The organism is Streptomyces sp. NPDC054047 (genome assembly GCF_055585065.1).
This window is the reverse complement of the sequence record NZ_JBVJKV010000005.1, coordinates 468,565-488,695: the sequence shown is the minus strand read 5'-3', so window position 1 is coordinate 488,695 and position 20,131 is coordinate 468,565. Positions and strand designations below refer to the sequence as shown.

The window sequence follows — 20,131 nt, the reverse complement described above, 5'->3', positions numbered from 1 at the left end:
GCGCATGGATCCCGCGGTCATAGGCGCCCGGCTCGCCTCGGGCGTCGCAGCCCCTCTGATCAAGAAGCTGTTCGTACGAGAGGGGCCGGGCGCGGGCCTGGTGGACCGGCCGGTGCGGCTGTCGGCCCTGGTGTCCTTCAAGGGCGAGAAGCGAACCCTGACGGAGAAGGACCTGGCCAGGCTGGCCGGGGACCTGGTCCACCAGGCGCTGCGCACGGGCGAGCGGGCGATCGCCGACGACGAGCGCCGGGCGGTGACGGACGCGCTGGCCCGCACGCTGCACGCGCTGGGCGACCTGACCCTGAGCGACGTGGAGGCGGTGGAGCTGGGCCCGCAGCGGCTGGCGGCCCGGCTGCGGGGAGCGGCCGGCGCCCCGGAGCGGACCCTGTCGGCGGACGCCACGTACTTCTACGAGCGCCTGCTCGACACGACGTGCCTGCACATCCTCCAGTTCTTCACGCAACGCTCCTCTTTCGTGGCCCGCACCCTGGTCGAGCAGAGCCGCAGGCAGGCGGAACTGATCACGAAGGTGGACGGACTGATCGCGCGGAACCCGCTGCCGGGGGCGGAGGACGTGGCCTTCGAGCAGCGGTATCTCGCGTACGTGGCGAAGAAGCACGGGAAGCTGACGATCTTCGGGATCGATCTGTCCAACTCGCCGGGGCGGTGGCCTTTGGATGCGGCCTACATGTCGCTGGAGGCGACGGACCAGTACGACCCGCGCCATCCGACGGCCCAGGAGCTCGCCGACGCCCTGGCCATGGCGAGCCCCACGATCAGGCAGTGGGCGGACCAGGGCAGCGACGCGACCCCCACGCTCCGTCCCGCCGATCAGGCCCTCGCCACCCACGACCGCGTCCTCCTGCGCGGCGAGGCCGGCTCCGGCAAGACCACGCTCGTCCAGTGGCTCGCGGTGAGCGCCGCGCGCTGCGCCCCGGACGACGACCGCATGACGTACCTCCACGACCGCATCCCCTACGTACTCCCCCTGCGCACCCTCACCCGCAACGGCGAGCGCCTCCCCGCCCCGGCGGACTTCCTCGCGGCGGTCGGCTCCCCCCTGGCGGGCACGCAGCCCAAGGGCTGGGAGTCCCGCGTACTCACGGCGGGCCGGGCGCTGGTCCTGGTGGACGGAATCGACGAGATCCCTGACACGGAGCGCTCGCGCACGCGGGAGTGGCTGAGCGACCTGATCGACGCGTACCCCGGCAACCGGTGGCTGGTGACCTCGCGCCCGTCGGCGGTACGGGAGGACTGGCTGGCGGAGCAGGACTTCACGGAGCTGACGCTCTCCCCGATGAACCGGGCGGACGCGGCGACCTTCATCAGCCGCTGGCACGTGGCAGCACGCACGGGTGCGGCGGACGAGGACGCCGCGCTCGCCTCGTACGAGAGCCAGCTCCTCGACGCGGTGCACGCCAAGCCCGACCTCGGCCTCCTGGCCACCAACCCCCTGATGTGCGGCCTGATCTGCGCGCTGCACCGCGACCGCAGAGGCTTCCTCCCCCTGGGCCGCAAGGACCTCTACACGGCGGCCCTGTCCATGCTCCTGATCCGCCGCGACCGCGAGCGGCACATGGACGTACCCGACCTGCGGGAGGAGCCGCAGCTGCAACTCCTCCAGCGCCTGGCCTACTGGCTGATCCGCAACGGCCGTACGACGATGGACCGTTCGCGAGCGGAGACGATCATCGCGGACGCGCTCCCCTCGGTCCCGGAGGTGGCAGCGCTGGGCGACGCGAAGGCGGTCTTCGAACACTTCCTTCACCGAAGCGGCCTCCTGCGCGAACCGGCTCCAGAGACGGTCGACTTCATCCACCGCACGTTCCAGGACTTCCTGGGCGCGCGGGCGGCAGTCGACGAGGGCGACTTCGGCGTCCTCGCACGCCACGCGGCGGACGACCAGTGGGAGGACGTCATCCGCATGGCGGTGGCGCATGCGCGGCCCCGCGAACGGTCCGCGTTCTTCGGTGAGTTGCTGGCCTTCGGGGACACCCACGCCGATGAACGGGCGCGGGTGCGAGTACATCTGCTCGCGGCGGCCTGCCTGGAGCATGCGGCCGAGCTTGATCCGGCGGTGCGGGAGGAGGTGGAGCGCCGCCTGGCCGCGGTGATCCCGCCCCGCAGCGCGGAGGCCGCCCGCGAGCTCGCGGCGGTCGGCCCCATGGTCCTGGACCTGCTGCCGGGCCCGGACGGCCTCAACGAGGAGGAGGCCGGGCACGTGGCCATCACCGCGACGAGCATCCCTTCCGATGCCGCGATCCCCTTCCTCGCCCGCTTCGCGCGCCATCCCGCGCTGGCCGTGCGGAGACAGCTCATGTGGGCGTGGAGTCGCTACGACTCCCGCAGGTACGGCGAGCAGGTGATCCCTCGACTCGACGCCACGAGCACGTACTTCACCATCCGCAGATCGGGGCAGATCCTGGAGCTCGAACGGCTGGGGATACGCCCGAGGCTCCTGGACATCCGGGAGACCGTCTCTCCCACAGCCGCCTCCCGCCTGATCGCATCCTGCGTCCCCACCTACCTCTCGCTCAGGATGCCCCCTTCGCGCCTCACTCCCGAGGCGCTTCGTGCGCTGGGCGAACTGGATCAACTGCGGCTCATCGACATCAACGAGCCCTGGAGCCTGAGCGTGTTGCCCGTCGAGGCCCCGCTGCGCACGCTGGCATTCCTCGACTCCACTCGCACCGTGGACGACTTGCGGAGCCTGGACCGATGGCCTGAGCTGGAGTGGGTCCTCTTCGGCGAGACGGACGGCCCCGCCTCCGCCGCCGCCTGGGAAGCCCTCGCGCCCCTCCGCCACCTCATCCGGCTGGACATGGCATCCGGCAACCTCGCCCACGCACCGGCAGGGCTGACGCTCCCCAGCGTCACAGAGCTGTCCCTCCTGCACGAGGGCGCCGACTGGACCTCGACGACAGCCCAGGCCGTACGGCTCTTCCCTGGCCTCACCCACCTGTCCGTGTACGGGCTCACGGGCCAGGAGAAGCTCTCCGTCGCCCCCTTCGTGCGCCTCTCCGCCCTGCGGCACCTGACGATCTCCACCGCCCAGGTGTCCGACCTCGACGCGCTCCCCACGCACATCGAGATACGCGACACCAACGAGGTCAGCACCGATTGAGCTGGAACCAGGTCAGCACCTGACCTATTAGGCACCTAGCGTCAGACGCGCCCCGTTCGACGAAGGACGCAAGGAGCCGACGATGAGCCACGTCACCACCGCCCAGCCCGACGGCACCCCCACGTGGATCGACCTCCGCGTGACCGAGTTCGACCGTTCGCTGGAGTTCTACGGCGCGCTCCTCGGCTGGGAGTACTCCGAAGAACCGCCCACGGCCGGCGAGCGCAGCGCCACCTGCCGCCTCCACGGGAAGCCCGTCGCAGCGATCACGCAGGCGGCGGCCACCCCAGGCTTCGGCTGGACCATGTACTTCGCCACCCCGGACTGCGACGGCACCGCGAAACGCATCACCGAGGCAGGCGGCACCCTGCTCCAGGGGCCGGAGGACGTCACGGCCCAAGGCGCCCGCACGGCCATCGCCGAGGATTCCGTGGGCGCCCGCTTCGGCCTCTGGCAGGCCCGCACCCGCATCGGCTGCGAGATCGTGAACGAGCCCGGCTCACTCGTCCGCAACGACCTGCTCACCCCCACCCCGGAACCGGCCCGAGCGTTCTACAGCGCGGTGTTCGACTACACCCTCGACCTCAACAAGGACCTGCCGGGCATGGACTTCACCTTCCTGCGCCGCCCCGACGGCCACGAGATCGGCGGCATCTTCGGCACCCCGGCCGCCTCCACCCCTGCGTCCAACTGGGCCACCACCTTCGAGGTGGTCGACACGGACGAGGTCGTGCGCCGAGCCACCGCCTCCGGCGGCACGTCGACCACCCCCGAGGACATCCCGTACGGCCGGATCGCCACCATCACCGACCCCTCCGGCAACGAGTTCTCCGTCATCACGAGGCTCTGAACTGCACCGCAGCAGGCTCGGGCGCCGGGACGGCCACACATTCGAGTGATGTGACACCAACTCCGCGTCTGTAAAGGCCACTCACGCGGCTCCCGGCGTTATGAGCAAGAACACCGAGGCGAATCCGGCGGACCGTGAGCTGGTCCCCACGGAGGAGGACCTGTCGCGGGAGGAGGACCTGTCGCGCGTGGTCCAGAACGCCATCGAAGGCATCGCCCCCTGAGCAGGCCCCCGAAGAAGAGGTCCCCGAACCACCCATACGGCCCACGACAGGCCGGAATACCCCGCCCCTAGCGGCAAGTTGGACCGGTCATGACGACCACAGACACACCCTTCGACCCGCACGCCCTGCTCGCGCAGAGCAACCTCGGCGTACTGGCGACGATCAAGTCCGACGGCCGCCCCCAGCTCTCGCCGGTCATGCCGTCGTACGACCGCTCCGACGGCGTGATCCGCGTATCGACGACCGCGAAGACGGCGAAGATCGCGAACCTGCGTCGGGACGCCCGCGCCACGCTGGAGGTGACCAGCCCCGACGGCCGCGCCTGGGCCACCGCCGAGGGCACGGCCACCCTCACCGGCCCGGGAACGGACCCGCAGGGCCCCGAGGTCCAGGCCCTGGTGGACTACTACCGCGCGGCTGCCGGCGAGCACCCGAACTGGGACGAGTACCGCGAGGTCATGGTGGCCGACCGCCGGGTGCTGATCACCATGACGGTGGACAACGTGTACGGCACCAGGCTCGGCTGAGGAGTCTGAGGAGGCTGAGGAGGCCTGCCAACCCTCCCCCCTCAGCTGCCCTCCGCCCGGCCGAACGGTTCACAAGGAGGGCACCCGGCCTCGCGACTCAGCACGCAAGGGCCCGGTGGTCAGCCGCGCGACGAGACCGCACCACGTCCCGTGCAGGCGCCCTGCGACGTACCGTCCGCACCCGGCCGCGAGCCCCCGGAGCCTGGCGGGAGTGGTCGAGAGTCCCGCCCTTCGGGCCGTCCGGTCGTCCTCCCTCGCGCGGTGGAGGGACGAGTGTCAAGGGTGGCCCGAAGGGTCATCGGCGCAGCCGACGCGACGGCAGGAGCGCCCTTGACTCCCGCCCCGGAACCGCCAACCTCGCGACAACCGGGCGGCTCCGGCACCGAGCAGAGCCGCCGGCCCGGCGAAGCAAGGGTCCGGTGCGGCCACACCCCAGGGCCACCAACCTGCCGCTACCCAGCCCCAACTACCCAGGCCACAGCCAGAACCGGCTGTCCCACTGGGTGGATGGAGCCCCGGTCGACCAGATCACGGCCCCGGGGCCAGGCACCCGGTCAGGAGGGGCGGAGAGGTGGGAACCAAGCGGCGTCGCAGGCCGGGGGCGTGAGCCGTGGCCGGAGCCGGTGACCCCGGCCAGGTGCCCGGCGGGGTGGGGGCAAGTGGACGGGACGAGGCGGTGTCGCAGGCTGCCGGGGCGCGGCTGCCGCAGGCCGGGGACGCGAACCGGGGGCGGAGTCAGTGCCCCGGGGCGGGTGCCCAACTGGGCGTGGGCGGGCGGGTAGGGACAAGGCAGCGCCGCAGGCTGCCGGGACACCGATGCCATGGGTCAGCACCCCGGGTCCGGGCCCGGCACGCCGGACGCCTGACAGCAGGGTGCACCAGTGCCACGTCCGGCCCCACGGCCGGGGGGACACCCAGCTAGGAGGGGCGGGCGGGTAGGGACCAAGCAGCACCGCAGGCCGCCGGGACACCGATGCCGCAGCCACGGGGGCAGCCCCCCGAGCCCCGGTCGACCACACCACACCCCCAGGGGGCCCAGGCGCCCGACCAGGAGAGGGCGAGCGGGTGGGGACCAAGCAGCACCGCAGGCCGCCGGGACACCGATGCCGCAGCCACGGGGGCGGCACCCCGAGCCCCGGTCGACCACACCACACCCCCAGGGGGGGCAGGCACCCGGCCAGGAGAGGGCGGGCGGGTGGGGGCCAAGCGGCGCCGCAGGCCGCCGGGGCACCCCTGCCGCAGGGGGCGTGAGCCGTGGCCGGAGCCCGCGCCCCGGGGCTAGTGCCCAGCAACGCGGGGCGCACGCAGTGCCCGGCGGCGCCAGCCAACGCTCCTTACCGCCCCCAAAGCCCGCAGCACCCAACAAGAGAGCTCCCTGCCGCCCCCAAAGCCAGGCCCACCGGAACAGCACCGAAGCCTCCCCGCGGGGGACCCGCACGGCGTGCCCCAGCGATACCCCCCGCCGGGGTACTAGTTACCGCCCAACCACCGCCGACCCCGCGGCCCTTCACCTACTCTCGACACATGGTCGAAGCCACCACGCTAGGCGCCCGCATCGCGTCCAGCGTCGTCGTGCCGCTCATCAAGAAGCTCTTCGTGGCGGACCAGCCGGGCGCGGCCCTGGTGGAGAAGCCGGTGAAGATCTCCTCGCTCGTCTCGTTCAGCGGCGAGAAGCGCAGCGTGACGCCCAAGGACGCCGAGAAGGTCGCCGACGAACTGGTCCGCCGGGCACTCAAGGCCGCGGGCCCGTACGAGCAGCCCATCGAACCGGCGGAAGCCCTCGCCGTGCGAGGCGCCCTCGCCCACTCCCTCGCCGCCCTCGGCACCATCACCATCGAGGACTACGAAGCCGTCGCCCTGGGCCCGGAAGGTTTCGCGAGCCTCCTGCGCTCGAACGCGGGCGTCGTCGTCATCTCCTTCGGCCTCAGCGCGAGCGGCGAACTCTTCTACGACCAGCTCCTGCACACCGCCGCCCTCCACATCCTCAACTTCTTCTCGCAGCGTTCCACCTTCATCGCCCGCCAACAGCTCGCCCAGACACAGCAGTTGGCCCGCCTCGTGCAGACCATCGACATCCTCCTGGACCGGCTGCCCTCCCAGTCCACCGAGGACGCCGCCTTCGAAGCCCTCTACGCCGCCCACATCGGGCAGCGCCACGGCACCCTCACCATCTACGGCCTCGACGCGGGCACCAGCGAGTGGCCCCTCGACACCGCCTACCTCAGCCTGGAGGCGACCCGCGAGCGCACCGGCTACGGCGGCAGCGGGCTGCACGTCCCCGCCGAGCAGGTCCTCGCCCAGCACGACCAGGTCCTGCTGCGCGGCGTCGCCGGATCGGGCAAGACCACCCTGGTCCAGTGGCTCGCCGTGACGGCCGCGAGCCGGACGTACGAGCACGGACTCACGCACCTCATCGGGCGTGTGCCCTTCGTCCTGCCGATGAGGAGAATCCTGCGCCCGGGGGCCGAGCTGCCCATCCCGGGGGACTTCCTCAAGGCCGTCGCCTGCCCGGTGGCGGGCGAGCAGCCCGCCGGCTGGGTCGACCGCGTCCTGCGGGCCCGACGCGGCGTGCTGCTGGTCGACGGGATAGACGAGATCGCCGGTGAGCGCAGGGAGAGCGCCCGCCGGTGGCTGCGCGAGCTGGCCCGGACCTTCCCGGGGAACCTGTGGCTGGTCACCTCACGCCCCTCCGCCGTACCCGAGCAGTGGCTGACCGCCGCCGGTTTCAACGAGCTCACGCTCTCCCCGATGGCCCGCCACGACGTCGCCACGTTCGTACGCCGCTGGCACCGCGCCGCCGGGGCCGACGAGTCCACCGGCGACTCCCTGCTTCAGGCCGTACGGACCACGACCGAGCTGAACCGCCTGGCCACCAACCCCCTGATGTGCGGCATGCTCTGCGCCCTGCACCGCGACCGGAACGGCTTCCTGCCCGAGGACAGGAAATCCCTCTACGAGGCAGCGCTCTCCATGCTGCTCGAACGGCGCGACAGGGAACGGGGGTTGGACGACCCGGGCGTGGTGCGCATTCCGTACGCCACCCAGATCCAGCTGCTCCAGCGGCTCGCGTGGTGGCTCATCCGCAACGGCCGTTCGGAGATGTACCGTTCGGACGCGCTGCACATCATCACGCAGGCGCTGCCCTCCCTGAACCTGACCAGCGACGCGGAGGAGGTCTACACCTCGCTCCTGCTGCGCTCCGGGCTGCTGCGCGAACCCGCCGACGGACACGTCGACTTCCTGCACCGCACCTTCCAGGACTACCTCGGCTCGCGGCTCGCCGTACAGGAACTGGACTTCGACCTGCTCCTGGACAACGCGCACAAGGACCAGTGGGAGGACGTCGTCCTCCTGGCCGTCGCTCACGCGCGGCCGAAGGAGGCCGAGCAGATGCTGCGGCGCCTCGTGGAGCAGGGCACCCCGCGCGGCAAGCTCCTTGCCGCCGCAGGGCTGCCGTACGCGGCGGAGGTGGCGCCCGCGATCCGTTCCTTCGTGGAGGTGGGGGTGCAGTTGCTCGTGCCGCCCGGATCGAGCGCCGAGGCCGAGGAGCTGGCGCGGGCGGGCGGCGAGCTGGTGCTCTCGCTGCTGCCGTCCGCGGAAGGGCTCGACGACCACGCGGCACGTCATGTGGTGCGTACGGCGAGCGAGTTGGGCAGTGAGTCCGCGCTGCACTTCCTCACCCAGTTCCGCGAGCATCCGAGCGTGGACGTCCAGCGGACGCTCGCCGCGTCCTGGCCGCACTTCGACCGCGAGCTCTACGCCCGCGAGATACTCGCGCACCTGCCCCGCCAGGCCAGGGTCACCGTGCGCGACCCCGAGGACCTCCGTGCCCTGCGCGACATCGGCGGCTGGGCGGACATCCAGGTCGTCGGCGCCTACCGCGTCGAGGACCTGACCGAACTCATCGTGCGCGACCGGCTCACCCGGCTCGGCCTGGAAGCGTCCCACCCCGTCGAAGGACTGGCCTGGCTCTCGGTCTTCCCGAACCTCAGGAGGGTCCATGTGACCTCTGAGGTGGGTGAGGCGGTGGCCCAGCAGGCACCGCACTGGATCGAACTCATCACCCCGCCGCCGTGGAGGAGTTGACCTACCCTTGACCCTCCACGACACACGAAATCCCACCCGCAGGGACCCCCTATGTCCATGGAGCCCGTTGTCCGCATCCCCTCGACCCTCGCCGCACCCCTGGTACAACGGCTCATCCGGACGCCTCCCCCGCAGCCGCCCGACGCGCCCGACCTGATCGCCGCCCTCACCACCTGGCGCGGCGCCGACGCCCCGGCGACCCCGGACGACGTGCACCGCGCGGCCGCCGACTTCGTGCACCTGGCCGCCGAGGCGCACTCCGCCCCGACGACCGAACTCGCCTCCGTCGTCGACGTGTTGACGCGCACGCTGCTCGCCATCGGGGAACTGGACCTCACGGACGTGGACGCCGTGCGCCTGGGTCCGCAGGACTACGCGCGCCGCCTCAGGGGCGCCGTGCAGGGCGCGGACCGCGCCCTGTCCCCCACCGCCGCGTGGTTCCACGACGAGCTGCTGGTGGCCGCGTGTCTGCACGTCCTGTACCACTTCGTCCGGCGCTCCCCGCACATCCAGCGGCACATGGCCGAGCGGGCCAGCCGCATCCGCCAGCTCATCGACCTGAACGACGCCGAGGCCGCGGCCCGCCAGCCCGAACGGTCCCAGGAGGACCGGGACTTCGAGTCCGCCTACGCCGAAGAGGTCGTACGCCAGCACGGCTGGCTCACCATCGTCGGCGTGGACCTGGCCAACGCGCCGGACCGCTGGCCCCTGGAGGACACCTACCTCAGCCTGGAGGCCGAGGAGAGCAGCGGCAGCGGCGTACCGGGCGAGCCGCGCACGGTGCTGCTCGCCGACCGGGCCCTGGAGGGCCCCGAGCGGGTGCTGCTGCGCGGCGTCGCGGGCTCGGGCAAGACGACCCTGGTCCAGTGGCTCGCCGTGGCCGCGGCGCGCGAGGGCGCCCGCGTGCCCTTCGTCCTGCCCGTACGCCGCTTCGCCCGCGAGGGCTTCCCCGCCCCGGACGACTTCCTGCACGCCATCCGCCACCCGCTGGCCGACCAGGCCCCGGAGGGCTGGGTCGTGCGCACCCTTCTCGCGGGCCGCGCCATGCTCCTGGTCGACGGGATCGACGAGGCCCCCGAGTCCACCCGCGGCGAGCTGCGCAACCAGCTGCGCCGCCTGCTGCGCATCTTCTCCGGCAACGGCTGCCTGGTCACCTCCCGCCCCTCCGCCGTCGAGGACGGCTGGCTCGCCCAGGAGCGCCTCGCCGAGGAGGGCTTCAAAGAGCTCTCTCTCGCGCCGATGTCGCGCGACCAGGTCACGCGCTTCATCCACGACTGGCACGCGGCGGCGATGAGCGACGAGCAGTGCAAGGAGCAGGCGGAACGCGACAAGCTCAAGGAGTACGAACAGCGCCTCCTGCACTCCGTGCGCATCTTCCGCGAGCTACGCCAGCTCGCCACCAACCCCCTGATGTGCGGCCTCATCTGCGCCCTCAACCGCGACCGCTCCGGCTCGCTGCCCAAAGGGCGCAAGGAGCTGTACGACGCGGCCCTGGAGATGCTCCTGCAGCGCCGCGACCCCGAACGCGACGTCCTGTACGCCGATGACGTGCGGCTCATGCAGGGTCCCCGGGAGCTGCTCCTGCGCAAGCTGGCCCACGCGATGGTGGAGGAGGGCGTCTCGGAGCTGCCGCGACAGCGCGTCGTCGCCATCCTGGACACCGCTCTGCCCGCCATCCCCTCCGCACGTGCCGAGGGAGACGGCGAGAAGATCTTCCGCCACCTGCTGCACCGCACGGGGCTGCTTCGCGAACAGGCGGGTCTCTCGGTGGACTTCATCCACCGCACCTTCCAGGACTATCTGGCCGCCAAGGAAATAGTGGCGCGCGGCCAGCTCCGCACCCTCGTCGAGCACGCGCACCGCGCCGAGTGGGAGGAGGTCATCCGCATGGCCGCCGCCCACGCACGGCCCGAGGAGTGCGCCGACTTCCTGGAGCGGCTCCTGGCCGCGGCCCCGAACCTGCGCCGCCCGCACGTGAACCACCGGCGCCTGATGGCCGCGGCCTGCCTGGAGCACGTCACCGAGCTGGACCCGGCGGTGCAGCAGCTCGTCCACGACCGCACCAAGAACCTCGTACGCCCCACGACCGAACTGGCCGCCCGCAGCCTGGGCTGGGTCGGCCCCATCGTCCTGGAGCAGCTGCCGGACCCCGAGCAGGTGCCCAGCGACCAGCAGGCGCTGCTCCTCGCGATCACGGCGACCCGCGTCCAGGACGACGCCGCCATCGACTACCTCGCACGCCTGCGCCACCGCTCGGCGCTGTCCATCCGGATGGAACTGGCCCGTCCGTGGCGGCACTTCGACACGGAGCGGTACGCGCGCGAGATCATCGCCCATCTCGATCCGGTCGGCCTGTACTTCCCCGTCGCCGACACCGCCGAGCTCGCGGCGCTGCGGCACCTCGGCGGGCGGCCGTGGATCCAGGTCGTCGGCGTCATACGCACCGAGGAGCTCCTCGACGGCCTGGAGCACGAGCAGCTCACCCACCTGTGGATCACCGCCGAGCTGGCCGACACGGACATGTCCTGGCTCACGGGCTTCCCGAACCTGAGCGTGCTCCGCGTGAACCCCCGCCTGCCACGCGTACGAAACGTGCCGGAGGGCATCACGATCACGTCATAGCCGCGGGGCGGGGGCAGCGCTCCGAAGGGGCGCGGGGAACTGCGCGACCAGCCACGCAGCACCCGCAGTCCGAACACAACCAAAAGGGGCTGCCCCGGACCGTTTCTCACGGTCCGGGGCAGCCCCTTTGAGCCTGTACTGCGGCTGCGGGCCGGAGGCCTAGGCCTCCTTGCTCAGGTTAGGCCCGGCGCCGCCGCCTGCCGCCTGCTCGATCGGCGGGACGTCCGGAAGCGCCGCCTTCTCCTCGCCACGGAAGGTGAACTTGGCTTCGTCACCCTCGCCCTCCGTGCCGACGACCACGATGTGGCCGGGGCGGAGCTCGCCGAAGAGGATCTTCTCCGAGAGGATGTCCTCGACCTCGCGCTGGATGGTCCGGCGCAGCGGCCGGGCGCCCATCACGGGGTCGTAGCCCTTCTTGGCGAGCAGCTTCTTCGCGTCACCGCTGAGCTCGATGCCCATGTCGCGGTCCTTGAGACGCTCGTCCACCTTGGCGATCATGAGGTCGACGATCTGGATGATGTCTTCCTCGGTGAGCTGGTGGAAGACCACCGTGTCGTCGACACGGTTCAGGAACTCCGGGCGGAAGTGCTGCTTCAGCTCGTCGTTGACCTTGGTCTTCATGCGCTCGTAGTTCGTCTTGACGTCACCCGCGGCGGCGAATCCAAGGTTGAAGCCCTTGGAGATGTCACGCGTGCCGAGGTTGGTCGTCATGATGATGACCGTGTTCTTGAAGTCCACGACCCGGCCCTGGGAGTCGGTCAGGCGACCGTCTTCCAGGATCTGGAGGAGCGAGTTGAAGATATCCGGGTGGGCCTTCTCGACCTCGTCGAAGAGGACGACCGAGAACGGCTTGCGGCGGACCTTCTCCGTCAGCTGCCCGCCCTCTTCGTAGCCGACATATCCGGGCGGCGAACCGAAGAGTCGCGAGACCGTGTGCTTCTCGCTGAACTCCGACATGTCGAGGGAGATCAGGGCGTCCTCGTCACCGAAGAGGAATTCGGCGAGCGTCTTGGAAAGCTCCGTCTTACCGACACCGGACGGGCCGGCGAAGATGAACGAGCCACCGGGACGCTTCGGGTCCTTCAGACCCGCACGCGTACGACGAATCGCCTGCGAAAGCGCCTTGATGGCGTCCTTCTGGCCGATGACCCGCTTGTGGAGCTCGTCCTCCATGCGCAGCAGACGCGAGGACTCCTCCTCGGTCAGCTTGAAGACCGGAATGCCGGTCGCCGTGGCGAGGACCTCGGCGATGAGCTCGCCGTCGACCTCGGCGACGACGTCCATGTCGCCGGCCTTCCATTCCTTCTCGCGCTTGGCCTTCGCCGCGAGCAGCTGCTTCTCCTTGTCGCGGAGAGACGCCGCCTTCTCGAAGTCCTGGGAGTCGATGGCCGACTCCTTGTCGCGACGCACGCCCGCGATCTTCTCGTCGAACTCGCGGAGGTCCGGCGGCGCGGTCATCCGGCGGATGCGCATCCGGGAACCGGCCTCGTCGATCAGGTCGATCGCCTTGTCCGGCAGGAAGCGGTCCGAGATGTACCGGTCGGCCAGGGTGGCGGCCTGCACCAGCGCCTCGTCCGTGATGGAGACCCTGTGGTGGGCCTCGTAACGGTCGCGCAGACCCTTGAGGATCTCGATGGTGTGCGGCAGCGACGGCTCCGCGACCTGGATGGGCTGGAAGCGGCGCTCGAGGGCCGCGTCCTTCTCCAGGTGCTTGCGGTACTCGTCCAGCGTCGTGGCACCGATGGTCTGCAGCTCGCCTCGCGCCAGCATCGGCTTGAGGATGCTCGCGGCGTCGATCGCGCCCTCGGCGGCACCCGCACCCACCAGGGTGTGGAGCTCGTCGATGAACAGGATGATGTCGCCGCGGGTGCGGATCTCCTTGAGGACCTTCTTCAGGCGCTCCTCGAAGTCACCGCGGTAGCGGGAGCCGGCGACCAGCGCGCCGAGGTCAAGCGTGTAGAGGTGCTTGTCCTTCAGCGTCTCGGGCACCTCGCCCTTGACGATGGCCTGGGCCAGGCCCTCGACGACGGCGGTCTTGCCGACGCCGGGCTCGCCGATGAGCACGGGGTTGTTCTTCGTACGGCGGGACAGCACCTGCATGACCCGCTCGATCTCCTTCTCGCGCCCGATGACCGGGTCGAGCTTGGACTCACGAGCGGCCTGGGTGAGGTTCCGGCCGAACTGGTCGAGCACCAGGGACGTGGAAGGCGTGCCCTCCGCAGGACCGCCTGCGGTGGCGGTCTCCTTGCCCTGGTATCCGGAGAGCAGCTGGATGACCTGCTGCCGCACCCGGTTGAGATCGGCGCCCAGCTTCACCAGGACCTGGGCTGCGACGCCCTCGCCCTCGCGGATCAGGCCGAGCAGGATGTGCTCCGTGCCGATGTAGTTGTGGCCCAGCTGAAGGGCCTCGCGGAGCGAAAGCTCCAGGACCTTCTTGGCACGGGGGGTGAAGGGGATGTGGCCGGACGGGGCCTGCTGGCCCTGGCCGATGATCTCCTCCACCTGCTGGCGGACCGCCTCGAGCGAAATCCCGAGGCTCTCCAGGGCCTTAGCGGCGACACCCTCGCCCTCGTGGATCAAGCCCAGGAGGATGTGCTCGGTGCCGATGTAGTTGTGGTTGAGCATCCGGGCTTCTTCCTGAGCCAGGACGACAACCCGCCGCGCGCGGTCGGTGAACCTCTCGAACATCGTTAATCGCTCCTCAGAGCGGTCAGGCAGTAAGGGGGCTGTCCCCTCCCTGTCCTTCCGCAGCTTAGTCCCGCAAGCGGGGACCGCTCATTCCAACTGCCGACACCCGGCCGAGAACAAGAGGTGCCTCCTGACCCCGAACGCCGACAACTGCTCCAACCCGATGGTGCGAGACGATGTTCCCGCAGGCCAAGCACTTACCCTCACCTCAGCTACGCCGATGGCGAACGTGAGACGGCCTGGCGCGTGTGTCGCCCCTCCCCACTAGGGATGTCTTACCCGTAAGGACTGACACTCCATGCGGCGCGCGCCGGTTCCCTCCGCTACGGGCGAACACCCTTGCGCCGCCGAACACGTCCTTACGCCCTCTTTCCGGACACTCTGCGCGATCGCAGCGCCACGGTGCGTAACCCGGGACCCCTCCGGCCGGTTGCTCCTGGCATGGCCATCACCGTTCCCCAGCCCCGTGTACCGGTCGAGCAGAGCGACCCGGTGCGGCAGTGGTACGAGAACGAACTCGGCTGGGCGACGGCCGAGCGCCGTCCCGGGCTGCCGGTACAGCTCCTGACGGGGCTCCGCTTCGACGTACTGCAGCTGCCCGCCGAGGCCGGTTTCGCCGCCCTGCGGCATCTCGGGCCGAAGGCTCCGGTGGCTCTGCGAGGGGAATCGATGCGGCTCTTCGTGGCCGCGGGGAGCGCCGACGAACTGCCGGGGCTCCTGGAGTGGCTGGAGTGGGGCGGCATCCCCCTGGACCTCACGGCCGTCGGGGCGGGCGGACGGATCGACGCGCCCACGCCTCCGGGGTGGTCCGGCTCGCAGGGGGCCGCCGTATGGCTGCGACCCCCAGAGCCCGGGTGTGAGGTGGAGCCGACGCTGCCGGCACTGCCGTCCCTGTACTGCGTGGGGGGTGGCACCGTGCCCCACAGCGACCCCGCCGTGGGCTCCGGTCTCGTACGACTTGTGGACACGGCGGCAACGCAGTGCCACCGGGTCCGGTTGCGACGAACCCGTCGTCAGCCGTTGGCCTTCTCGTAGGCCTCGCGAATGGACGCCGGGACGCGGCCGCGGTCGTTGACCTCGAAACCGTTGTCCTTCGCCCAGGCGCGGATGGCCGCGGTGTCCTGACCGCCGCTCGTGGCAGAGGCGCGGGCTTTGGCGCGCCCGGCCGACCCACGGCCACCGGTGCGACGACCACCCTTGAGGTACGGCTCAAGAAGACCGCGGAGCTTGTCCGCGTTCGACGTGGTGAGGTCGATCTCGTACGACTTGCCGTCCAGCGCAAACGTCACGGTCTCGTCTGCCTCGCCACCGTCGAGGTCATCGACAAGAAGGACCTGAACCTTCTGTGCCACCGGATTTCCTTTCATCGATAACTTAGGTCGGGATCGCACGGCGCGCGCCGCAGAATCGCCGCCCCCTGTTATATGCAGTACTGCAGTACGTCGGAAAGCAAACCGCTTTTGCTGGAAAAACACAAACCCCCGGGAGAGACCGAGCACCCCGAGAACCCAGGAAACGTGCGCGTTTCGGACATAGGGAACCGGGGCAGCAGGCAGCTCGGAATACCGGCGACGATCACAGATGCAGAAGCATCCGGCTGTTGCCCAAGGTGTTCGGTTTCACTCGTTCGAGGCCGAGGAACTCGGCGACACCCTCGTCTTTGGAACGCAGCAGCTCGCTGTAGACATCTCCGTCGACCGGTGTCTCACCGATCTCCACGAAGCCGTGCTTCGCGAAGAAGTCGACTTCGAAGGTGAGACAGAAAACCCGCCGGACACCGAGCCAGCGAGCGGTCTGCAGCAACTTGCCCAACACCTGATGACCCACTCCGGCGCCCTTGACATGTGGGTTCACCGCCAGAGTGCGCACTTCCGCGAGGTCTTCCCACATCACGTGCAGGGCGCCGCAGCCGACCACCTCGGCGTTGTCGTCGCGTTCCGCCACCCAGAACTCCTGGATGGACTCGTAAAGCGCGACCGTCGCTTTGTCGAGCAGGATCCCCTGACGTGCGTAGGAGTCGAGGAGGTTGCGTACGACCGGTACATCGGCTGTGCGCGCCCGGCGTACGGAGACTGCTTTAGCGCTGAGTTCAGGGGGTTCTGCTGGCATGAACCGGACGCTATCGCTCTGCTTCGGGCTCCGCCGCGCCGGGGCCTTCGGAGATCGGCGGTCGAGAGATGGGCGCTTCGGAGATGGGCGCTTGCGCGGCCGGGCCCACGATGCGCATCGCGTCACTGAGCGCTTCGCGCTGTTCCGCCGACATCATCCCGAAGAACGCGACGAGAGCGGCGGCGGGGTTGTCGCTCTGCGACCATGCTTCGTTCATGAGTGCGGCGGCGTAGGCGGCCCGAGTGGAGACCGCCTCATATCGATAGGCGCGGCCTTCCGCTTCACGGCGCACCCAGCCCTTCTGATGAAGATTGTCCAAAACGGTCATGACGGTGGTGTACGCGATGGACCGTTCCTGCTGAAGGTCTTCCAGGACTTCTCGAACGGTCACGGGGCGGTTCCACTTCCACACCCGTGTCATGACTGAGTCTTCGAGTTCTCCCAAGGGGCGAGGCACACCAGAACAATAGTGGGAGATGTCACTAATGACGTGACGGACGTGGCGGAGGCGCCATTTCCCCAACAAAAAGGGCGTACGACTCGGAATGTGAGCGAGTCGTACGCCAAGAGTGTGGCCAGGAGTGTGCGGGAGTGCACGGGCGGTGACCTCGGGTCACCGCCCGCAGGAGACCCTGGTCAGGCCTTGGGTGTCTGCCGGGCGCCTTCGGCGCGGGAGATCACGGCGTCCACGGCCGCGTCCTCCTTGGCCTTGTTGGCGCCGCCCTGGGTCTTCACGATCGTCACGATGAGACCGCCGAAGAACACGGCCATCACTACGGGGGGCAGGAGCGCGGAGACGTATTCCATGCCCCCAGAGTAGCTAGCCCGCGGCGAGCTGATGCGGCGGGTCCGCCGGGCGGCGCTTGGGGGGAAAGACCTCGGCCGGGGTCGGCACGGGGCGCGACGGCTCGGGCGCGGCCGGCTTCCCGGGCGGGGCGCTGGGACTCTTGGGCTTGGGCTCCGCCCGTTCGCCTGCCTCGCTCCGGCCGCCGGGGAGGGCGAGCAGGCGCGTGCGCGAGGCGGGGACGAGGGGGCGGGGCGCCGGGACGGCCGTATGGGACCGGCCCGAGAGGCGGGCGCGTACGGCCTGTTCGGCGATGGTCCGGCAGCGGTCGAGGAGGGCGGCGGCGGCCGGGTTGCCGCGCAGGGCGCGCAGCGCGGCGAGGTCGTCGGCGCCCGGCTGGTAGCCGGAGCAGACGACGTCCTCCAGGAGCGCGAGGTAGCCGGCTGCGGTCCCGGGCAGGGCCGCCCGGTAGCGGGCGAGGTCGGCCAGCAGGAAGGCGCGGAGCCTGGCGCCCTCGCTGACCGCCTCGTCGACGGCGTCGGCGAGACGGAGACAGTCCTGGACGTCCTCGTCGGAGACGGGGCTTGGATGCAGGGCGAGGGCCAGAGCGCGGCGGAGCACACGCAGCTCCTCCGCACCGAAGGCCATGCCGCCGCGAGATCCGTATGGCGTGGGCATGGACCGACAATACGTGTGAAACGGACAAAATCCGCTTAACGCCAATGCGTGGCGTGGCTTCCGCTGGGCGTGGCTGCGCCCGCGCTCACTCCGAGCGGCGGCGGATCATCGCGAAGACGACCGCGCCGACCCCCAGGGCGCCGGCCGCGCCTGCGGTGATCCAGGGGAGCACGCCCGCGCCGGTGTCGGCGATGGTGCCGGGGTCCTCGTCGGTACCGGACGTGCCGGACGTGTCTGATGGGCCGGACGTGTCTGATGGGCTTGATGTGCCTGACGTGTCTGACTTGTCTGACGTGTCTGACGGTGAGGCCGTTGCCGTCTGGCCGCCGGCGGACGTGCCGACGGAGGCAGCGGGGTCCTCGGCGGCGGCGCCGACCGCGCGGAAGTCCACGGCGTACGAAGTCGAGTGCGCCGCTCGGTCGCCGTCGAACCCGGTGGCCGCGCTCGCCGCCGTGGCCGGTCCGGCGAGACCGGCCAGCACACCGGCCGCCACTGTCGCGGCCAGTCTTCCTCTACGCCCCATGTTCTCCACGCCCGCTCGGCCCCGCTCATGTCCCGTCCCCGCGCAGACTCTTGTATGGGGCGCGGGGTTGTGCGCGCAAGCCCCGCTTATGAGCCGCCGGTTATGAGCCGACAGTGTTCAACTCCGGGACACGTTCCGCTCATAGACCAGGCGCAGGCCGATGAGGGTCAGCCACGGCTCGTGCTCGTCGATGACCGAGGCCTCGCCGAGCACCATGGGCGCGAGGCCGCCGGTCGCGATGACCGTCACGTCGTCGGGATCGCCGCCGGGGCCAGCCAGTTCGCGGGCCATGCGCTGCACGACGCCGTCCACCTGGCCCGCGAAGCCGTACAGGATGCCCGACTGCATGGCCTCCACGGTGTTCTTGCCGATGACGCTGCGCGGCCGGGCCAGCTCGATCTTGCGCAGCTGGGCGCCCCGCACGCCGAGGGCCTCGACGGAGATCTCGATGCCGGGGGCGATGACGCCACCGGTGTACTCCCCGCGCGCGGAGACCGCGTCGAACGTGGTCGCCGTGCCGAAGTCGACGACGACGGCGGGGCCTCCGTAGAGCTCGACCGCCGCGACCGCGTTGATGATGCGGTCGGCGCCGACCTCCTTGGGGTTGTCCATGAGGATCGGTACGCCGGTCTTGATGCCGGGCTCCACGAGGACGGCGGGCACGTCTCCGTAGTAGCGGCGGGTGACCTCGCGCAGTTCGTGCAGGACGGAGGGGACCGTCGAGCAGATGGCGATGCCGTCGATCCCGTCGCCCAGCTCCTCGCCGAGCAGCGGGTGCATGCCCATCAACCCGTTGAGCAGCACGGCCAGTTCGTCGGCCGTGCGGCGGGCCTCGGTGGAGATCCGCCAGTGCTCGACGATCTCTTCGCCGTCGAAGAGGCCGAGGACGGTGTGGGTGTTTCCGACGTCGATGGTCAGCAGCATGTCGTCGTCACTCCGCCGCGCGCAGGTCGAGGCCGATGTCCAGGATCGGGGAGGAGTGGGTCAGGGCGCCCACCGCGAGGAAGTCGACGCCCGTCTCGGCGTACGCCCTGGCGTTCTCCAGGGTGAGGCGGCCGGAGGACTCCAGGATCGCGCGGCCGTCCACGAGGGCGACGGCCTCCTCGGTCTCGCCCGGCGTGAAGTTGTCCAGGAGGATCAGGTCGGCGCCCGCGTCCACGACCTCGCGCAGCTGGTGGAGGGTGTCGACCTCGACCTCCACGGCCAGGTCGGGGAAGGCCTCGCGCACGGCCTTGAAGGCCTGCTCCACGCCTCCGGCGGCCACCACGTGGTTGTCCTTCACCAGGGCCGCGTCGGAGAGCGACATGCGGTGGTTCACGCCGCCGCCCATGCGCACCGCGTACTTCTCCAGGGCGCGAAGCCCTGCCGTGGTCTTGCGGGTGTCGCGCACCTCGGCGCCCGTGCCCTCCAGCGCGTCGGCCCACGCGCGCGTGGCCGTCGCCACGCCGGAGAGGCGGCACAGGAGGTTGAGCGCGCTGCGCTCGGCGGTGAGCAGGTCGCGGGTGCGGGTGGTGACGCTGAGCAGCTTCGCGCCCGCCTCCACCCGCTCGCCGTCCTCGACGTGCCGCTCGACCTCGAAGGTGTCCGTGCAGACGAGGGAGATGACCGCCTCGGCGATGCGCAGACCGGCGACCGTGCCGGCCTCGCGCGCGGTGAAGTCGCCGGTGGCGACGGCCTCTTCGGGGATGGTGGCGACGGACGTGACGTCCACGCCGCCGGCCAGGTCCTCCTCGATCGCCATGTGCGCGATGTCCTCGACCTGTACGGGGTCGAGCCCCGCGTCGGTCAGGAGCTGCGCGAGAGCGGGGTCGAGGCCGCACTCCAGGGGGTCGTACGCGTCGTCTCCGCCGCAGCCGCAGGCATCGCCGCAGCCGCCGCCCGTGGGGGCGAGAGGGAGGTCGTCGGGGGTGCTCACGG

Annotated in this window: 16 protein-coding genes; 7 read left to right on the top strand and 9 right to left on the bottom strand. The window is 70.6% G+C overall.

Annotated elements, in window-relative coordinates; all coding sequences use genetic code 11:
- Positions 1 to 4 precede the first annotated feature (4 nt).
- The 6 genes from ACZ6ZP_RS21920 to ACZ6ZP_RS21895 all read left to right on the top strand — a co-directional run bounded on the left by ACZ6ZP_RS21920 (position 5) and on the right by ACZ6ZP_RS21895 (position 11,432).
- Positions 5 to 3,124 (top strand): NACHT domain-containing protein, encoded by a 3,120-nt coding sequence (locus ACZ6ZP_RS21920; RefSeq protein ID WP_469407929.1) that lies wholly within the window; start codon positions 5 to 7, stop codon positions 3,122 to 3,124.
- 82 nt (positions 3,125 to 3,206) lie between these two features.
- Positions 3,207 to 3,974 carry a VOC family protein gene (locus tag ACZ6ZP_RS21915; RefSeq protein WP_469407927.1) on the top strand — a complete coding sequence of 256 codons (768 nt, stop codon included), beginning with the start codon at positions 3,207 to 3,209 and terminating at the stop codon, positions 3,972 to 3,974.
- Positions 3,975 to 4,074: 100 nt separating this feature from the next.
- Positions 4,075 to 4,197: a hypothetical protein gene (locus ACZ6ZP_RS21910; RefSeq protein ID WP_351171819.1), complete on the top strand. Its 123-nt coding sequence runs from the start codon at positions 4,075 to 4,077 to the stop codon at positions 4,195 to 4,197.
- A gap of 89 nt (positions 4,198 to 4,286) precedes the next feature.
- The gene (locus tag ACZ6ZP_RS21905; RefSeq protein WP_351171822.1) at positions 4,287 to 4,724 is read left to right on the top strand and encodes a PPOX class F420-dependent oxidoreductase; all 438 of its coding nucleotides are present in this window, start codon (positions 4,287 to 4,289) and stop codon (positions 4,722 to 4,724) included.
- Positions 4,725 to 6,248: 1,524 nt separating this feature from the next.
- Positions 6,249 to 8,810 (top strand): NACHT domain-containing protein, encoded by a 2,562-nt coding sequence (locus tag ACZ6ZP_RS21900; RefSeq protein ID WP_351171825.1) that lies wholly within the window; start codon positions 6,249 to 6,251, stop codon positions 8,808 to 8,810.
- A gap of 57 nt (positions 8,811 to 8,867) precedes the next feature.
- Positions 8,868 to 11,432, top strand: a complete 2,565-nt coding sequence (locus ACZ6ZP_RS21895) for an NACHT domain-containing protein (RefSeq protein ID WP_361471766.1) — start codon at positions 8,868 to 8,870, stop codon at positions 11,430 to 11,432.
- Between the two features lie 159 nt (positions 11,433 to 11,591).
- Here the strand turns inward: ACZ6ZP_RS21895 and ACZ6ZP_RS21890 are convergent, their stop codons facing one another.
- On the bottom strand, positions 11,592 to 14,120 hold the full coding sequence (locus ACZ6ZP_RS21890; RefSeq protein ID WP_351171831.1) for an ATP-dependent Clp protease ATP-binding subunit: 2,529 nt from the start codon (positions 14,118 to 14,120) through the stop codon (positions 11,592 to 11,594).
- Between the two features lie 441 nt (positions 14,121 to 14,561).
- Here ACZ6ZP_RS21890 and ACZ6ZP_RS21885 point away from each other — a divergent pair, with 441 nt between their 5' ends.
- On the top strand, positions 14,562 to 15,155 hold the full coding sequence (locus ACZ6ZP_RS21885; protein ID WP_351171834.1) for an SCO3374 family protein: 594 nt from the start codon (positions 14,562 to 14,564) through the stop codon (positions 15,153 to 15,155).
- Here the strand turns inward: ACZ6ZP_RS21885 and ACZ6ZP_RS21880 are convergent.
- The 8 genes from ACZ6ZP_RS21880 to nadC all read right to left on the bottom strand — a co-directional run bounded on the left by ACZ6ZP_RS21880 (position 15,134) and on the right by nadC (position 20,129).
- On the bottom strand, positions 15,134 to 15,472 hold the full coding sequence (locus ACZ6ZP_RS21880; RefSeq protein ID WP_351171837.1) for a histone-like nucleoid-structuring protein Lsr2: 339 nt from the start codon (positions 15,470 to 15,472) through the stop codon (positions 15,134 to 15,136). The genes ACZ6ZP_RS21885 and ACZ6ZP_RS21880 overlap by 22 nt on opposite strands.
- 223 nt (positions 15,473 to 15,695) lie before the next feature.
- Positions 15,696 to 16,229, bottom strand: coding sequence for an amino-acid N-acetyltransferase (locus tag ACZ6ZP_RS21875; protein ID WP_351171840.1), 534 nt, complete (start codon positions 16,227 to 16,229; stop codon positions 15,696 to 15,698).
- Positions 16,230 to 16,239: 10 nt separating this feature from the next.
- Complete coding sequence (locus ACZ6ZP_RS21870) at positions 16,240 to 16,686, bottom strand: BlaI/MecI/CopY family transcriptional regulator (RefSeq protein WP_351171843.1); 447 nt, start codon at positions 16,684 to 16,686, stop codon at positions 16,240 to 16,242.
- 179 nt (positions 16,687 to 16,865) lie between these two features.
- Positions 16,866 to 17,036, bottom strand: a complete 171-nt coding sequence (locus ACZ6ZP_RS21865; protein WP_202121271.1) for a hypothetical protein — start codon at positions 17,034 to 17,036, stop codon at positions 16,866 to 16,868.
- A gap of 13 nt (positions 17,037 to 17,049) precedes the next feature.
- Positions 17,050 to 17,661, bottom strand: coding sequence for a hypothetical protein (locus tag ACZ6ZP_RS21860; protein ID WP_351171991.1), 612 nt, complete (start codon positions 17,659 to 17,661; stop codon positions 17,050 to 17,052).
- 115 nt (positions 17,662 to 17,776) lie between these two features.
- Positions 17,777 to 18,214: a hypothetical protein gene (locus tag ACZ6ZP_RS21855; protein WP_469407924.1), complete on the bottom strand. Its 438-nt coding sequence runs from the start codon at positions 18,212 to 18,214 to the stop codon at positions 17,777 to 17,779.
- Between the two features lie 117 nt (positions 18,215 to 18,331).
- Positions 18,332 to 19,138 carry a type III pantothenate kinase gene (locus ACZ6ZP_RS21850; RefSeq protein WP_351171849.1) on the bottom strand — a complete coding sequence of 269 codons (807 nt, stop codon included), beginning with the start codon at positions 19,136 to 19,138 and terminating at the stop codon, positions 18,332 to 18,334.
- Positions 19,139 to 19,145: 7 nt separating this feature from the next.
- Positions 19,146 to 20,129 (bottom strand): carboxylating nicotinate-nucleotide diphosphorylase, encoded by a 984-nt coding sequence (gene nadC, locus ACZ6ZP_RS21845; protein WP_361471756.1) that lies wholly within the window; start codon positions 20,127 to 20,129, stop codon positions 19,146 to 19,148.
- Positions 20,130 to 20,131 lie beyond the last annotated feature (2 nt).

Excerpts from the sequence above, each read along its gene's own strand:
- ACZ6ZP_RS21920 (WP_469407929.1), top strand. The coding sequence starts at position 5 with ATGGATCCCGCGGTCATAGGCGCCCGGCTCGCCTCGGGCGTCGCAGCC.
- ACZ6ZP_RS21915 (WP_469407927.1), top strand. The coding sequence starts at position 3,207 with ATGAGCCACGTCACCACCGCCCAGCCCGACGGCACCCCCACGTGGATC.
- ACZ6ZP_RS21910 (WP_351171819.1), top strand. The coding sequence starts at position 4,075 with ATGAGCAAGAACACCGAGGCGAATCCGGCGGACCGTGAGCTGGTCCCC.
- ACZ6ZP_RS21905 (WP_351171822.1), top strand. The coding sequence starts at position 4,287 with ATGACGACCACAGACACACCCTTCGACCCGCACGCCCTGCTCGCGCAG.
- ACZ6ZP_RS21900 (WP_351171825.1), top strand. The coding sequence starts at position 6,249 with ATGGTCGAAGCCACCACGCTAGGCGCCCGCATCGCGTCCAGCGTCGTC.
- ACZ6ZP_RS21895 (WP_361471766.1), top strand. The coding sequence starts at position 8,868 with ATGGAGCCCGTTGTCCGCATCCCCTCGACCCTCGCCGCACCCCTGGTA.
- ACZ6ZP_RS21890 (WP_351171831.1), bottom strand. The coding sequence starts at position 14,120 with ATGTTCGAGAGGTTCACCGACCGCGCGCGGCGGGTTGTCGTCCTGGCT.
- ACZ6ZP_RS21885 (WP_351171834.1), top strand. The coding sequence starts at position 14,562 with ATGGCCATCACCGTTCCCCAGCCCCGTGTACCGGTCGAGCAGAGCGAC.
- ACZ6ZP_RS21875 (WP_351171840.1), bottom strand. The coding sequence starts at position 16,229 with ATGCCAGCAGAACCCCCTGAACTCAGCGCTAAAGCAGTCTCCGTACGC.
- ACZ6ZP_RS21865 (WP_202121271.1), bottom strand. The coding sequence starts at position 17,036 with ATGGAATACGTCTCCGCGCTCCTGCCCCCCGTAGTGATGGCCGTGTTC.
- ACZ6ZP_RS21860 (WP_351171991.1), bottom strand. The coding sequence starts at position 17,661 with ATGGCCTTCGGTGCGGAGGAGCTGCGTGTGCTCCGCCGCGCTCTGGCC.
- ACZ6ZP_RS21855 (WP_469407924.1), bottom strand. The coding sequence starts at position 18,214 with ATGGGGCGTAGAGGAAGACTGGCCGCGACAGTGGCGGCCGGTGTGCTG.
- ACZ6ZP_RS21850 (WP_351171849.1), bottom strand. The coding sequence starts at position 19,138 with ATGCTGCTGACCATCGACGTCGGAAACACCCACACCGTCCTCGGCCTC.